The sequence below is a fragment of the Methylotuvimicrobium sp. genome (assembly GCF_050611805.1).
Taxonomy (GTDB): Bacteria; Pseudomonadota; Gammaproteobacteria; order Methylococcales; family Methylomonadaceae; genus Methylotuvimicrobium.
In genome coordinates this window covers 1-15,664 of sequence record NZ_JBNGHF010000078.1, presented here as the reverse complement: position 1 = coordinate 15,664, position 15,664 = coordinate 1, and the positions used below count along the sequence as shown (strand labels likewise).

The following is a 15,664-nucleotide window of genomic DNA, read 5'->3' as shown; positions in this document are numbered from 1 at the left end:
TTGCAGACAGCCTTATAAATCAATGCCTGACACCTTCTCATACATGACTTATGCTAAATAATTAGCGAAATTATAAGCCGTGTCGTATTTTTTAAAAACCCTAAACCCAATGAATGTTCAATTAATAATTTGTTTGATAGGGCTGTTAAGCCCGTTTTCAGTCGCATCGGCAATGAATATAGACGATTGGCGCCAGGCATTTTTAGATGCCGAGAAACAAATTGCGTCAATTAATCGCGGTGCTTTTCCTAAAAGTGCCGAAGCGCTCAGCGATTATCCCTTATATCCGTTACTAAAGTATCAATGGCTTAAAAATAATTTGGACCGCGATAGAGAGATTAAACGTTATTTGATCAATTATTCAGACATGCGCTATTCGGCGTTGTTGAGACGCGATTGGTTGAAGTATTTGGCGGACGGCAAGCGGTGGCAGGCATTGGTTGAGCATTATCGGCCGACTGGCAATGCCGAGTTAGCATGTCATTATCAATGGGCCAGATTAAAAACCGGGTTTCGGGATGACGCATTGATCGAAGCCAAAAAACTTTGGACGGTCGGTTATTCGCAGCCAAAAGCTTGTGATGCTCTATTAAACGAATTGATGGCATCGGGTCAATTAACGCAAAACATGATTTGGCGGCGATTCGAGCTGGCCTTGAGAAACAACAGGGTTTCCTTGGCCCAATATATTAAAAAATTGCTCGGTCCGAACGAGCAGTCAGTGGCCGACTTTTGGCTCAAGGTGCATCAGTCGCCTCGAATTGCAGAGCAGTCGTCCGAATGGCAAAAAGATTATCGAATGCTTGGATCGATTTTCGCTTACGGCATCGAGCGCTTGGCCGATTCCGATTTGGATGCGGCGTTGAGTGTTTGGGACGGCAATAAAGGTCGTTATCAAATGTCGGTCGAGACTATCGATAAAGTCGAACGTAAGTTAGGCCTATCACTGGCTTTTGAGAGAAGGCCGGGAGCTTATGACCGATTGAGTAGGGTTAACAATGCCGATGCTGCGGCTAGGGAATGGCGGGTTAGAGCGGCCTTGCTCGAACAAAACTGGACTCATGTCATTGAAGCTTTGAGCGGTTTAAGCGAACAGGAAAAAAACCAACCCCGTTGGCAATATTGGTTGGCCCGCGCGTTGAATGAAGCCGGGCAACGCGAGCGAGGCAGCAAGGTATTTGAAGCATTGGCAAGCGATCGCAGTTTGTTCGGGTTTATCGCGGCGGAAACTCTGAATAAGCCACCGATGCTCTCCGATCGCCCTCTGGCATTGACATCGGAGCAATTGTCAAGTTTTGAACGGATGCCTGCCGTGAGTCTCGTTGCCGAACTGAAGTCAGTAGGTCGAGAGCAGGAAGGAGTTCGGCAATGGTGGTATTTGCTGGATAGGCTTGATAAGGAGCAAGTTCTAGTTGCCGCCAAATTAGCGCAGCAGTGGGGCTGGACGCAGACCGCGGTATTTACGATTGCGAAAGCGGAATATTGGGACGATGTAAGCTTGCGCTTTCCGCTCGATTATCTCGACGACATTAAAAAACAGGCAAGACAACAGGCCTTAGACCCGGCTATTGTATTGGGGCTGATTCGTCGGGAGAGCGTTTTCGACCCTAAGGCAAGGTCGCCGGCCGGCGCGCGCGGTTTGATGCAAATCATGCCGCAAACCGGTCGGCAAATCGCGCGAAAACTCAATGAAACATGGCAATCGGAAAATAGCTTGTATCAGCCTAATGTAAATGTTAAGTACGGTACGCATTATTACAAGCAAATGCTCGACCGTTTCGGCGGTCATTTTGCCCTTGCCGCTGCCGCTTATAACGCCGGTCCGGGAAGAGTCGATCGATGGTTACCGAGGCATCACCCCTTACCGGCCGATATTTGGATGGAAACGATCCCGTTTAAGGAAACCCGAGAATATGTCGCTGCGGTTTTAGGTTATGCGATGATTTATCAGCTTATGATGGAACGAGATTCGATTCGGCTCGGCGATGTCATGAAAGATGTGCAGCCCGGTTGATGTTGTCGGGAAGTATTGACAATGTTCCTTAGGAATCTGCACAAAATAACTTATTCAAGTAGTAGGCTTTGGGGCCGTTCGGTAACTCGCTTGACAGGCCCAGCACCTAAATCCAGCCACCGAACCCCCTTCTAACAGTCGTCGAAGTTATTTCATGCTCGTTCCTTATCGCCATTTCGGATGAAAATTGAGCTGATTTTTTTTGTTATCTAATGGATAATACACCGTTTAATAAAAATTTAGCTTAGGTACTAATAATGGGGAAGCAGCATAGTTTTACGCGCGAAGAATTATTAATGTCCGGCAGGGGGGAGTTGTACGGGCCGGAAAATGCGCAATTACCATTACCGAATATGTTAATGATGGATCGCATCATTCATATTTCCGACGAAGGAGGTAAGTATGGTAAAGGTGAAATCATTGCTGAATTGGATATTAAACCCGATTTGTGGTTTTTCGAATGCCATTTTCAAGGCGACCCGGTGATGCCGGGATGTCTCGGTTTGGATGCAATGTGGCAATTGGTCGGGTTTTATTTATGCTGGATGGGCGGGCCCGGTAAAGGCCGTGCATTGGGGGTCGGCGAAGTTAAATTTACAGGTCAAGTTCGTCCCACCGCAAAAAAAGTGACATATCGTATTCATTTGAAAAGAGTGATTATGCGAAAATTAGTCATGGGTATTGCCGATGCCACGATGGAAGTCGACGGTAAGGAAATATACGAAGCGACCGATTTGCGAGTGGGTTTGTTTACTTCAACAGAAGATTTTTAGGGGCGTAATTGATGGTTTGGGGGCGTAGTTGATGAAAAAAGTCGTAGTGACCGGTTTAGGTATTGTTTCCAGCATCGGAAATAATCGTGTAGAGGTAGTCGATTCCTTGAAACAAGGTCGTTCCGGAATTTCGTTTGCCAATGATTATCAAGAGCTTGGTTTTAGAAGCCATGTGCGCGGCGCGATTAATATCGATCTTAATGAATTCATAGATCGAAAAATTAAACGTTTCATGGGCGACGGCGCCGCGTTCAATTATGTTGCGATGCAACAGGCGATCGAGGATTCGGGGCTTGAGGAGTCTGAAATCTCTAATTTCAGAACGGGATTAGTCATGGGGTCCGGCGGCCCGTCGACATCGAATTTGGTCGATGCTGCCGATATTTTGCGCGAAAAAGGCATTAAAAAAGTCGGTCCTTACATGGTGCCGAGAACGATGTCGAGTACGAACACCGCCTGTTTGGCCACGCCTTTCAAGATTAAAGGCGTCAATTATTCGATCAGTTCGGCCTGTGCGACCAGCGCGCACTGCATCGGTCATGCAATGGAACTGATTCAAATGGGTAAGCAGGATGTCGTATTCGCCGGCGGCGGCGAAGAGGTGCATTGGACGATGTCGCTATTATTCGATGCCATGGGCGCGTTGTCGTCGAAATATAACGATGCTCCCGAAACTGCATCACGCCCTTATGATGCAACGCGCGACGGCTTCGTGATCTCCGGCGGCGGCGGCGTGTTAGTGATCGAAGAGCTCGAGCATGCCAAGGCGCGCGGCGCTAAAATCTATGCCGAATTGACCGGTTACGGTGCGACTTCGGATGGTTACGACATGGTGCAGCCTTCCGGCGAGGGTGCTATCCGCTGTATGCAGCAGGCAATGGCGACTGTCGATGCGAAGATCGATTATATCAATGCGCACGGCACCAGCACGCCGGTCGGCGATACCAAAGAGCTCGAAGCGTTGCGAGCCGTATTCGGGCAAGGCAAAGTGCCGCAGGTGAGTTCAACCAAGTCGCTGACCGGTCATGCACTGGGCGCGGCTGGCGTCAATGAGGCGATTTATTCATTGTTGATGATGGAAGAAGGTTTTTTGAGCGCTTCGGCCAATATTACCGAACTCGACCCCGATGCAACCGATATTCCTATCGTGCGTGAGTTCAAGGACAACGTCACTTTGAACACGATCATGTCGAATAGTTTCGGTTTCGGGGGCACCAACGCGACTTTGATATTCCAGCGTTATAACGGTTGATATACCTTTCGCACTTCAAATTTCGGCAGTGCCTGAGGAGGCGCCAGGGTGTGCGGCAAAGGCTTTGCCAGCATGGAGCTGGCATAGAGCCTACAGGGATGTATTCACGGCGTCCTTTGACGGACACCCTGGTGCCGAATTTTAATCTGCGATGGGTATATTTATTCGGTTCCCACGGACTCCGCGCGGGAACCTTCTTTCCGTAGGGTGCGCATTGCGCACCAGCAATTCCTGGTTCCCAACGCGCCGGAGGCTTTGAAAGTATTGGTGCATTCCTCATTCTCACCGCTCCAGCGTGGGAATGCATACCGTTCTTGCTTCGGCAGCCATGATATGAGTTCCCACGGAGGACCGTGGGAACTAGAAATTATTTTCCGCGCCCCAAAAAAGGGTACGCGATGCGTAGCCTATAATTTATTTCGTATGACTCATCCGATTCAAAAATCCCGAACCCAATTCAATAAACTGCAGAAACGTTTGCGTCATGCGGTCGGCGATGCGATCGCCGATTACAACATGATCGAGGACGGCGATAAAATCATGGTTTGCCTGTCCGGCGGCAAGGATTCGTTCACGATGCTGGACATCTTGATGAATCTGCAAAAAACCGCACCGGTCAAGTTCGAACTGCTGGCGGTCAATCTGGATCAGAAGCAACCGGGTTTTCCCGAGCATGTCTTGCCCGAATACCTCGAATCCATCGGCGTTCCTTACCACATCATCGAGAAAGACACCTACAGCGTGGTCAAGCGCGTGATCCCCGAAGGCCAAACGACATGCGGCCTGTGTTCGAGATTGCGGCGCGGTACCTTATACGGTTTCGCCGAGGCGAACGGCATTACCAAGATCGCCTTGGGCCATCACCGTGATGATATTTTGGAAACTTTTTTCCTGAATATTTTTTACGGCGGCAAACTGAAGGCGATGCCGCCGAAGCTTTTGAGCGATGACAAGAAAAACATCGTGATCCGGCCGCTCGCCTATTGCCGCGAAAAAGAAATACAACGCTTCGCCGCGTTCCGCGATTACCCGATCATTCCGTGCAATCTGTGCGGCTCTCAGGAAAATCTGCAACGTCAGGCGATGAAAGTAATGCTGAAGACCTGGGACAAACAGTTTCCAGGTCGTTTGGAGACGATCTTCACGAGTCTGCAAAACGTCGCGCCATCGCAATTGGCCGATACTCAACTGTTCGATTTCGCCGGACTCAAAGCCAACTCGAACCTGCTAAACGGATGCGAAGCGATCGATGTTGACGCCGGGTTGTCGGTCTTGGCAATGTAAATGACCGGCGCAGCTATCGCACTGTTCACCGATTTCGGGCCGGCTGGCCCTTATCTCGGGCAGGTCGAAATCGTGCTTCGCCAGCTTGCGCCGTCCCATCCCGTCATTCACCTCGTCAGTAACGCGCCGTGCGGCAATCCGCGAGCTGCGGCCTATATATTGGCCGCACTGCGGCAACAGTTCCCGCAAGATTCGGTTTTTCTCTGCGTCGTCGATCCCGGTGTCGGCGGGGCGCGTAAACCCTTGGTATTGCAGGCGGATGGACAAACATTCGTCGGCCCGGATAACGGCTTGTTGAATACCGTCGCCAAGCATGCCGAACGCTACGATTGGTTCGAAATCGTCTGGCGTCCAGAAATTTGCTCGATGAGTTTTCACGGTCGCGATTTGTTCGCGCCGGTCGCGGCGCGCCTCGTTCTGGGTCAAGCGGCAGACGATTTAAAACCTTACCATGTCGATATCGCCGATTGGCCTGAAGATCTGGCCGAAATTATTTATTTCGACGGCTACGGCAATGCCTTTACCGGGCTGCGTTACCGTTCCGAACTGGATGGACGGATATTAATGGTCGACGGACGCAGGCTCGAGCAAGCCGGCACCTTCAGCGAAGCCTCGGTAGGTGAGCCGTTTTGGTATTGCAATTCATGCGGCTTAGTCGAAATCGCCGTCAATCAAGGCCATGCCGAACGGCAATTGGGACTAATGACCGGCATGAGAGTCGCCTATGAATGATGTCAAACGCTGGCAATTTTGGATAGACCGGGGCGGCACGTTTACCGACGTTGTCGCGAAAAGCCCGGACGGACGCCTGCTGACGCATAAATTACTGTCGGATAACCCGGAGCGTTACCGAGATGCCGCGCTGCAAGGCATGCGCGATATCCTGAATGTGGGCCCAGCAGAACCGCTGGCGGATGCCGTCGAAATCGTCAAAATGGGCACGACGGTCGGCACCAATGCCTTGCTCGAACGCAAAGGCGAACCCGTCGCGCTAATAATCACAAAAGGCTTCAAGGATTGTCTGCGCATCGCTTACCAGAACCGGCCCGATATTTTCGCGCTGAATATCCAACTGCCTGAGCAACTTTATCGAACCGTCGTCGAAATCGACGAGCGCATCGACGCCCAAGGCAGCGTGCTTAAAACCTTGGACGAGCAGCTTGCCGAACGGCAGTTACAAACGCTTTATAACCAAGGTTTGCGCGCGATCGCGGTGGTGTTGCTGCATGCCTGGCGCTATCCGGCGCATGAACTGCGTTTGCAAAAAATCGCCGAACGAGTCGGCTTCACGCAAATCTCCATTTCGCATCAGGTCAGTCCTTTAATGAAGATCGTCGGGCGCGGCGATACGACCGTCGTCGATGCCTATTTATCGCCGATGTTGCAGCGCTATGTTGATCAGGTTGCCTCGGGTTTGGGCGGCGAGCGCTCGGATGAAGTTCGCCTAATGTTCATGCAATCGAACGGCGGCTTGACCGATGCCAAGCGTTTCCGAGGCCGCGATTGTATTTTGTCGGGCCCGGCCGGCGGTATCGTTGGCGCGGTTGCGGTTGCGCAACAGGCTGGTTTCGACAAAATTATCGCGTTCGACATGGGCGGCACCTCGACCGATGTCGCGCATTTCGCAGGTGAATACGAGCGCCGCTTCGAAACCGAGGTTGCGGGCGTTAGAATGCGCGTGCCGATGATGGCGATACATACCGTCGCGGCGGGCGGCGGCTCGATTCTGCATTTCGACGGCATGCGTTACCGGGTCGGTCCCGATTCGGCCGGCGCGAATCCGGGGCCGGCTGGCTACCGGAGGGGCGGTCCGTTGACCGTGACCGATGCGAATATCATGCTGGGGAAATTGCCGCTATTTCCAGCTGTTTTCGGCGCCGAAGGCAATCTGCCGCTTGACCGGGATCGAGTTGGAGTTTTGTTCGCCGAGCTTTCGCAGCGCATACATGCTGTGACTGGCGATGACCGAAGCCCCGAACAAGTCGCCGAAGGTTTTCTCGATATCGCGGTCGAAAACATGGCGGCGGCCATCAAGACTATTTCGGTGCAAAAAGGCTACGACGTTTCCGAATATGCTTTGTGCTGTTACGGCGCGGCGGCGGGACAACATGCCTGCGCGGTGGCCGACCGCTTGGGGATGCGGCGTATTATTCTGCATCCGTTCGCGGGCGTCTTGTCGGCCTACGGCATGGGTCTGGCAGACTTACGCACGGTTCGGCAAAAAGCCTTGGAGCGGCAATTGAATGAGGTTTCTCTGGACGCTTTAACGCGTGAATTCGATGTGTTGGAACAAGAAGGGCATGCCGAGATCGCCGCGCAAGGCGTTGCGGAAGATCGCATCGAAGCGGTTCGCCGCCTGTTTTTACGCTACCAGGGCACCGATACCGCATTGGCGGTCGAATTTGCCGAACGGCCGGTCATGCTGACCGATTTCGAACGGCAATACTTGCGCCAATTCGGATTTACCTATGCCGACAAGCCGCTCATTATCGAATCGATGGCCGTCGAAGTCATCGGGCTCAGCGGGCAAGAGGCATCGATACCGGTAGAGGAGCATGATTTCGAAGACATCGCGCCGCTGATGACCGAATTGGTATTTTTTCGTGGACGGCATTGGCAAACGCCCGTGTATCGGCGCGAACAATTAAATCGGAGCAGGATCATCGACGGGCCGGCCATCGTCATCGAACCGACTTCGACCCTCGTGATCGACCCAGGCTGGCGGGCCTCGGTCGATCAGGGGCACAATCTGATTCTTACGCGGCAACAGGGCAGCGAACATGCTGCATTAACGACCGGTGCGTCGCCCGATCCGGTCATGTTGGAAATTTTCAACAAACTGTTCATCTCGATTGCCGAGCAGATGGGTTTCGTCCTGCAAAACACCGCGCACTCGGTCAATATCAAGGAAAGGCTGGATTTTTCATGCGCGCTGTTCGATGCGCAAGGCGAACTGATCGCAAACGCGCCGCATATTCCGGTGCATCTGGGTTCGATGGGCGAAACCGTCAAAGGTTTGCTGCAAAACCGCGACTTTACGATGGCTCCCGGCGATGTTTTTCTGGTCAATTCGCCTTATCGAGGCGGTACGCATTTGCCCGACATTACGATCATCACACCGGTTTTCGATCGGAGTCAGTTGCTCTTTTTTACCGCATCACGCGGCCATCATGCCGATATCGGCGGCATCACGCCGGGCTCGATGCCATCGCATAGTCGCAAGATCGAGGAAGAGGGCGTGTTGACTTCGGGCATCAAAATCGTCGAACGAGGCCGTTTCAACGAGGAGGCTCTGAGGCATTGGTTGCTGTCGGGAGACTATCCCGCGCGCAATCCCGATCAGAATATTGCCGATTTTCAGGCCCAGATCGCCGCGAACGAAAAAGGCGCTCAAGAACTACATAAAATGATCGCGCATTATTCATTGGCGGTCGTGCAAGCCTACATGCGCTTCGTGCAGGACAATGCCGAGGCGTCGGTGCGCAAGATTTTGGCTAATCTGCCGGATGGGCAATTTCGTTATGCGCTGGACGACGGCGCCGAAATCGCCGTGCGCGTGACTCTCGATCGCGAACGCGAGTCCGCGCGTATCGATTTCAGCGGCACCTCGCCGCAACAATCCGGTAATTTCAACGCGCCGTCGGCAGTCTGCAAGGCGGCGGTACTCTATGTCTTCAGAACCTTGGTGCAAGACGATATCCCGCTCAATGCCGGCTGTCTCAAGCCGCTCGATATCGTCATTCCGGAAGGCTCAATGCTTAATCCGAAGTACCCGGCCGCAGTCGTCGCCGGCAATGTCGAGACATCGCAAATCATCGTCGACGCCTTGTACGGCGCCTTGGGCGTACTGGCCGGATCGCAAGGCACGATGAACAATCTGACCTTCGGCAATCAGCGTTATCAATATTACGAAACGATTTGCGGCGGTGCCGGCGCCGGCAACGGTTTCGACGGCTGCAGCGCGGTGCATACGCACATGACCAATTCGCGCATCACCGATCCGGAAGTGCTCGAATGGCGTTTTCCGGTCCTGCTCGAAACATTTTCGATACGTCAAGGCAGCGGCGGCAAGGGCGTGTTCAAGGGCGGCGATGGGGTCGTTCGCAGAATAAAATTTCTCGAACCGATGAGCGTCAACATTCTATCGAGCCACCGCACAACCGCCCCATTCGGACTGCACGGCGGTGAGCCCGGCGCAGTCGGCAAAAATAGCGTATGGCGAGAAAGCGGGGCCGTCGAGTCTTTAGACGGTTGCGCCCAAGTCGAAATGCAAGCCGGAGACGTGCTGCAAATCGAAACGCCCGGCGGTGGAGCTTACGGCAGTAAACCGGTTTGAGGGATTGTGAGGCCAAAAGAAGGAGTCTTAACGGCTTCCATTAAAAGAAATTCTTTAAAAGAAGGGCTGAAAAAATAGAAAAAAAACTTGAATAATAAATTCGATCCGTTATCATAAGCGGCTCACGGAGAGATGGCTGAGTGGTTTAAGGCAGCGGTCTTGAAAACCGTCGTGGGTTTGTAGCCCACCCAGAGTTCGAATCTCTGTCTCTCCGCCATTACTCCTCAAAAGTTATTGATTTATATATAAAAATAGCAATAGCTTTAAGCGTGCCTTAACTTCTACCGTAGCCTGCGGATCTATAGATAAAAATCTTACAGTTAGTTACCCAATCATCAATTTTAGGTAACGTATCTAATCCTTGTTCTGATTTTTTTTATTCATAGAACAAGTCAATAAAACCCTATCAGAAAAGCATTCTTTCCAAAAATTTTCATTCGTATTGAAGATTCAGAAGTCTCATGGTTTCTAATGCCCAACAGAAAGACGTATCAATTTTTTGGATAAATGTTCTTGATTACCGACTATCTGTGTTGGTAACTTTGGAAATACCGCAAATTGATTACCGAAGCTTTAAAAATTCAATTTCGTAAAGTCTCTGTCAAAGTTCAAAGTTGATCAAGGCAGCAATTCAGGGTAAATGCATTAAAATAATTAATATATCAATATGTTACCCTGTCGCTTAGAACGTTTAGTCAATTTGGTTTAGCTTATGGTCTTCCTTCCTAGGTCTCGTTAGGCCACGCCGAACTTTCATTTGTTGGGGCGATAGCGGGTTCTTCATGAGCGTTAGGTACGGTCAGCAGCTACTTTCCACAGCCGGTCAATGGGTAACTCTCCAAATCGTCGGCAAAATCGATCGGTCCCGGAAAGTATTTGCGTATGATTGCCGAGGTTTCTTCTTCCGAGCCTTCGGTTCGCCGCATGCGGTGCGATAAGACTAAATGCTTGACCTTTGCGGCTTGTGTGATTTTGCCGATTTCCGAAGGTGGCATGTGCAGATTACGAGCGGCTCCAGTAGCCTGTTCAGGGATGGCGTGATGGGCGATCAGCAGGTCGGAGCCTTCGATAAGCTTGATTAGGGTATTGTATTCATTGCTGGTGTCGCCGGAGATGACGATGCTGCAGTCTTCTGCGTCGATACGCCAGGCTAAAGCGGGCAAGGGTCCATGATGTACGGATATGGCGCTGATGGTTAAATTCGGTGCAATGTTGAATGTTTGTATCTTATTTTTAGCGAAACGGACGTTGTGAGCTTGTATTTTATAATTACTTTGGCTATCGGAGTTGATGTATTCATTTAGGTAACGGTAGATGCCGCTTTTACCGAACAATTTATCTATAAATTCCTTTGTCGAAGGCATAAGATCGTTGCCTGATGGGCCATAGACCGGTAAGTCTTTTTTTCGGTCGGTAAAATAGGAGCCTTTTACCAAGGCTGGAAAATCGCTACTGTGATCTACATGAAAATGCGTGAATAACAAGGCCTGCAAATCGTTGAAATCAGCGCCGGATTTTTCGAAATTAAGGCTGCTACCGGGGCCGGTATCGATCATGACTACTGCTTTATCGTCGATCCGCAGCAAATAAGAACTCCCCGCGCGACGGTCGTTGATTTCAGGGCCGCCGGCACCCAACACTTGCAACTGAACCTTTGAGCGAGAGGCCGCAGTTGATGAATAAGCGACCAAAATTAAGCTCGTCAGACTAATCGCCAAGGTGAATGCTAAAGTTTGGAGTTTGGCTTGATTCATGTTCGCCTCCTGAGTGCTGTTTTCGGAAGATTTGGGTGCAGCTCGAATTGACAAAGGAAAGGTCGTATATCTATCGCAGATCAAAATTCGGCGCCGGAATTCATGCCATACCTAGCGTTTGCGGTTTTTTACTTCTCAGCAGTCGTTTAAAATAATCGATGAAACTCACGTTTGGTCCATCGAGCCTAAGGTTGCTTTTATGCTCAGCATAGATCGAAATTCGGCACCGGGGTGACCGTCAAAGGACGCCGTGACCCCTGCACCTAAATTATCCAAGAAAGCTAACCATAGTCAACGACCTTTGGAATTTAGGTGCTGGGTGAATGCAGATTTTGCAGGAGCAAAAAATCTGCCCTGCCGCCGACACCTGCCAATCGAGTTGCCAAGTCCTTAGTCTGATGAAACAAAAAAATCAATCAACGTTGCATTGATATCCGGCCATTGCGAATGCGGTTTATCGCCTTCGCAATACCAGGTTTTTATACCGCTAGCGCAGTTCGTGTAAGCGCTACATCCGTTATCGAGAGGTTCGGGAATCGGGTCGCATTGGTTGCATATCGCCCACCACCCCGCCGATTCCTTTCCGTAACCCGGAAACAGCTTGTCTTTTGCGCTATGCATGATCATGGCCGGTATCGGATCGGGGCAACGGCGTTGACGCAAGTCCTGATAATTGATGCCGGCCGCGCTTGGAGCAATGGCGCTTGGAATATGCTTGGTGCCGGACATAAATGCCAAGGCCATGGCGGAGGTGCCTCCATCGGAATGACCCGTGATATAGATTCTTTTATTGTCGATACACCATTTTTTGGCGATCAGTTCGGGAATAGTGCCGAGTTCGACGGTCGTGGTGGGCGATAGGGGCGGGTGGTCCGCATAAGCGACAATCATACCGGCGGTTGTTGCCGCTAGTGTTAGATCGGTCGTTTTTTCGGTTTTGGCTCGATTGGAACCGGCGGGCGATAATACCAATAACAACGGGTGAGGGAATGTCGGATCGTAATTTAAAGGTGTTCGGACGTTATACTTGATTCCGTCCGCGGTGGATTCGCCATGGGTGGCGCCGGCAGATCCCTTAAGCTGTGCTGTTTGGCACCGGCCTTGAATTGACTCGGGCCGGTAAACGGCGTTGCCCATCTGAGCATAATCACTGTTCCCGGTTTCCATCAACAACATGATTAACACTAACAGAATGGGTGACAGAAAAATCGCTGCCAACCACATGTTGCGTTTGGTCAGGTGGGGTTTGATTTTCGAGAAATCAATCATTGACGCATTCCGGATTTTGAAATTGGGTTCTGATTAGGCTTCTGGCGTGTCGCTAGGTTTATCGTTATCCTTACTCACATACATAAATGCCAGCACCACAAAAGCCGATAAACCGAATACGAATAGTAATGGTTTAAAATTGAAGCTATCGGGATCTTCGAGGCCTACTGAAAAAGGGATATGCGAATCGAGTTGCTTATCGTTGTCGACGATCGTGATATGGGCCAAATAATTTCCCGCGCCGTACTTGCTAAAGTCGACAATGCCGCTAAACGATCCGGTTTTGACCTTTTGCGGTTCTTGATGAAAAATTCGGGTGCCTTCCGGCTCCTTCGTGATTTCGAATTCCACGTCGATCGTGCGTAATGCCTTGCCGCCGTAATCAAAGACCAAATGTGTTTGACCGACTTCCGGAATCGCATTGCAATAGCCTTTGCTGCCCGATAATTCAGGGGTGTAAGCGGTGAAATGGACGCTATCGACTCCGACACGGATATTGCAGGCGTCGATTTCATCAACCGCCCCACGATGGGCATGCGCCGGTGAAACGATAATCAAGCTCGAGAGTAAAAAAGCTGCGATCAACAACTGCTCGACAAAAAGACGATAGGTTAAGATCCGTGAACGTTTTGTAGTTATTATGCCTTTGTTCATCACAGTCTCCTGTTGGGGTTGGCTAAAAGTCGACAGTTTCGACTTCGGAAATTAGGAATAAAGGTGCGCCGCCGCTCGAAATTTCAACGGCATGTTTAGCCGTTTCCTGTCCGCCGATTGAATTTAAACAGGCTTCTAGTGCCGGCATCGACGGAAAATAAACTTCGGCTATTCGGTGATAAGGCGCTGGCTTGCCATCGGCAGTCGAAGTTATCAATGAGGCGACGAAGCGTGTTTTACCAACCATTTTTTCTACGGCCATAGGTACGTGCTCTTCTGTATAGCGGTGCTCGAAGACATCCAGGTCGGTCGGTTTAGGATACATGACAATTAACTTTGCCGCTTGCATAAGTATCTCGTATAGTTCTTTAATAGGCTGCGTTATGTAACAACTATTTATTAATTATGTAAAATAGCCACTTTCTATGAAAGAATAGTTTTTCTCTATGCAATTAGGCTAGCTGTTATGGAAATGCATCAAATTCGTTACTTCCTGGCGGTTTGCGATAAAGGCACGTTCACACGCGCAGCACAAGCGGTCTATGTCTCACAGCCATCAATGACACAAGCAATTAAAAAGCTTGAGGAGGAGTTGGGCGGCGAAATTTTTGTAAGGGATAGAGGGGGATGCCATTTAACTGCGTTAGGTCGTTTGGTCGAACCGAATCTGCGCCGGATTTTTCTTGAAGCGCAGGCCATCAAAGCTGAAGCGATACGATTTACCCGTTTGAATACTGTGCCTATTCGTGTCGGCATGATGAATACGATCGGTTCGCAGAGCTTGAATCCGGTATTCGCAGATTTTCAACGCGATTTTCCTCGTATCGAGCTGGAGTTGATAGTCGATACCGAGAGTAATTTACTGAGGCAATTGGATGCAGGTTATCTCGATCTGGTGATCAGCGCGCCGATTGTTTTGCCGGTCCGTCCCTTTCAGTCGTTATTGCTATACCGGGAACGTTACGTCGTCGTTTTCAGTAATCAGCATCGATTTAAGCAAATGCAGAATATCGATTTAAAAGCTTTGCAATCCGAACCTTATCTAGATAGGCTCAATTGCGAGTTACGCGAAAAACTTAAAAGTGTGTGTCGGGATTTACATATTGAATTATATGCGGCCTATCGGAGTAATAGCGAAGAATGGATTTTGAACATGGTTCGTGCCGGCATGGGTGTTGCATTGATGCCTGAATTTTCTGTCCCTAAAGATACTGAACTTGTCGATTATCGCAACTTGATAGATCCTGAAATAATTCGCGATATTCATGCGATATTTCAAACGCAAGTATCGCCGAAGTCCGAACGGCAAGCCTTGATCGCAAAATTACAACAAGGCTTTTAGACGAACGGACTTTTGAGTCGGCTTCTTTTGTAGGATTTTTTAGGCTACTCCCTTTTGATCGAAAAACCGTCTAAGAAAAAAGGTATGGGATATGTCTATCGAGGACCGCCGTTCACCAAGCACCTAAATTATCTCAGATAGTTAACCATAGCCAATGGACTATGGAATTTAGGTGCTGAGTAAACCCATCCATGGGGGCTTGACGGCAGCAATCCCTGCTGCCGACATCCTCGCTAGCCACACCCCATACCTTCATAAAGTTAGCCGTTTTTTGAGTATAAAGGGAGTAATGTAAAATGATGAATAGTAATACAAACATCTGCGCTATCGAGCAAATCGGCGCACAGGTCCTAAGGCGAATTGCCATGCCGGTCGAACGAGTCGACGATCCGTCTGTGACAGGTGTAATAGCTGCGATGCAAGTAACATTGGCAAGTACCGAGGGGGTTGGTTTGGCCGCTCCGCAAATTGGCGAATCGCTTAGGATAATGATCGTCGCTTCGCGTTCTACCCCTCGATATCCTAAGGCCCCTACTATGGATCCAACTGTGATGGTCAATCCCGAATTTAATGCGTTATCGAACGAGATCGCAAAGGATTGGGAAGGTTGTTTGAGTATTCCAGGTATTCGGGCTTTAGTGCCTCGGTTCCGCAAAATTAGCGTTAGATATCTTAATCAGCAGGGAGTTAGTCAGACGCTGATTTTGGAGGATTTTGTCGCGAGGGTTTTTCAACATGAATACGACCACTTGGATGGATTGGTTTATCTCGATCGTGTAGAAACGAATCGTGATATCGTTTCGGAGCAGGAGTTTCAGAAATTAATTACCGAAAGTAGTGCGGCGTGATAGTTAAACTTATGAAATTAAAAATAATTTCTTTGCAATTTGATTCGTGTATACTTTAAGATTAAGACGGTTTTCTATTCATCTGTAATTATTCACACCCCCTATCGTTCCCACGCTCCGGCGTGGGAATGAAGACCG

Annotated in this window: 12 protein-coding genes and 1 tRNA gene; 9 read left to right on the top strand and 4 right to left on the bottom strand. The window is 50.0% G+C overall.

Annotated elements, in window-relative coordinates; translation table 11 throughout:
* Positions 1 to 172: 172 nt before the first annotated feature.
* From ACRJJO_RS20715 to ACRJJO_RS20685, 7 genes are all read left to right on the top strand, one after another.
* Entirely contained in the window at positions 173 to 2,014 is a 1,842-nt protein-coding gene (locus tag ACRJJO_RS20715; RefSeq protein ID WP_431067473.1) for a transglycosylase SLT domain-containing protein, read from the top strand.
* A 257-nt stretch (positions 2,015 to 2,271) separates the two neighbouring features.
* Positions 2,272 to 2,787: a 3-hydroxyacyl-[acyl-carrier-protein] dehydratase FabA gene (gene fabA / locus ACRJJO_RS20710; RefSeq protein ID WP_431067472.1), complete on the top strand. Its 516-nt coding sequence runs from the start codon at positions 2,272 to 2,274 to the stop codon at positions 2,785 to 2,787.
* A 31-nt stretch (positions 2,788 to 2,818) separates the two neighbouring features.
* Entirely contained in the window at positions 2,819 to 4,039 is a 1,221-nt protein-coding gene (fabB, locus tag ACRJJO_RS20705) for a beta-ketoacyl-ACP synthase I (RefSeq protein WP_431067471.1), read from the top strand.
* A 423-nt stretch (positions 4,040 to 4,462) separates the two neighbouring features.
* Positions 4,463 to 5,323, top strand: a complete 861-nt coding sequence (ttcA, locus tag ACRJJO_RS20700) for a tRNA 2-thiocytidine(32) synthetase TtcA (RefSeq protein ID WP_341328245.1) — start codon at positions 4,463 to 4,465, stop codon at positions 5,321 to 5,323.
* Entirely contained in the window at positions 5,324 to 6,055 is a 732-nt protein-coding gene (locus ACRJJO_RS20695; protein WP_431067470.1) for an SAM hydrolase/SAM-dependent halogenase family protein, read from the top strand.
* The gene (locus tag ACRJJO_RS20690) at positions 6,048 to 9,659 is read left to right on the top strand and encodes a hydantoinase B/oxoprolinase family protein (protein WP_431067469.1); all 3,612 of its coding nucleotides are present in this window, start codon (positions 6,048 to 6,050) and stop codon (positions 9,657 to 9,659) included. The genes ACRJJO_RS20695 and ACRJJO_RS20690 overlap by 8 nt, the downstream gene beginning before the upstream one ends.
* Before the next feature lie 126 nt (positions 9,660 to 9,785).
* A tRNA-Ser gene (locus ACRJJO_RS20685) sits at positions 9,786 to 9,876 on the top strand.
* A gap of 589 nt (positions 9,877 to 10,465) precedes the next feature.
* Here ACRJJO_RS20685 and ACRJJO_RS20680 read toward each other — a convergent pair.
* The 4 genes from ACRJJO_RS20680 to ACRJJO_RS20665 all read right to left on the bottom strand — a co-directional run bounded on the left by ACRJJO_RS20680 (position 10,466) and on the right by ACRJJO_RS20665 (position 13,685).
* A complete protein-coding gene (locus ACRJJO_RS20680; protein WP_431067468.1) occupies positions 10,466 to 11,413 on the bottom strand; it encodes an MBL fold metallo-hydrolase in 948 nt (315 codons plus the stop codon).
* Positions 11,414 to 11,803: 390 nt separating this feature from the next.
* Complete coding sequence (locus ACRJJO_RS20675) at positions 11,804 to 12,682, bottom strand: poly(3-hydroxybutyrate) depolymerase (protein ID WP_431067467.1); 879 nt, start codon at positions 12,680 to 12,682, stop codon at positions 11,804 to 11,806.
* Between the two features lie 33 nt (positions 12,683 to 12,715).
* Entirely contained in the window at positions 12,716 to 13,336 is a 621-nt protein-coding gene (locus ACRJJO_RS20670) for a hypothetical protein (RefSeq protein ID WP_431067466.1), read from the bottom strand.
* Between the two features lie 22 nt (positions 13,337 to 13,358).
* Positions 13,359 to 13,685 (bottom strand): EthD family reductase, encoded by a 327-nt coding sequence (locus ACRJJO_RS20665; protein WP_014148296.1) that lies wholly within the window; start codon positions 13,683 to 13,685, stop codon positions 13,359 to 13,361.
* A gap of 117 nt (positions 13,686 to 13,802) precedes the next feature.
* On the opposite strand from ACRJJO_RS20665, the gene ACRJJO_RS20660 reads away from it, so the two are divergent.
* Both ACRJJO_RS20660 and def read left to right on the top strand, forming a co-directional pair.
* A complete protein-coding gene (locus tag ACRJJO_RS20660; protein ID WP_431067465.1) occupies positions 13,803 to 14,678 on the top strand; it encodes a LysR family transcriptional regulator in 876 nt (291 codons plus the stop codon).
* 299 nt (positions 14,679 to 14,977) lie between these two features.
* Positions 14,978 to 15,526 carry a peptide deformylase gene (gene def / locus ACRJJO_RS20655; protein WP_431067464.1) on the top strand — a complete coding sequence of 183 codons (549 nt, stop codon included), beginning with the start codon at positions 14,978 to 14,980 and terminating at the stop codon, positions 15,524 to 15,526.
* Positions 15,527 to 15,664: the final 138 nt, after the last annotated feature.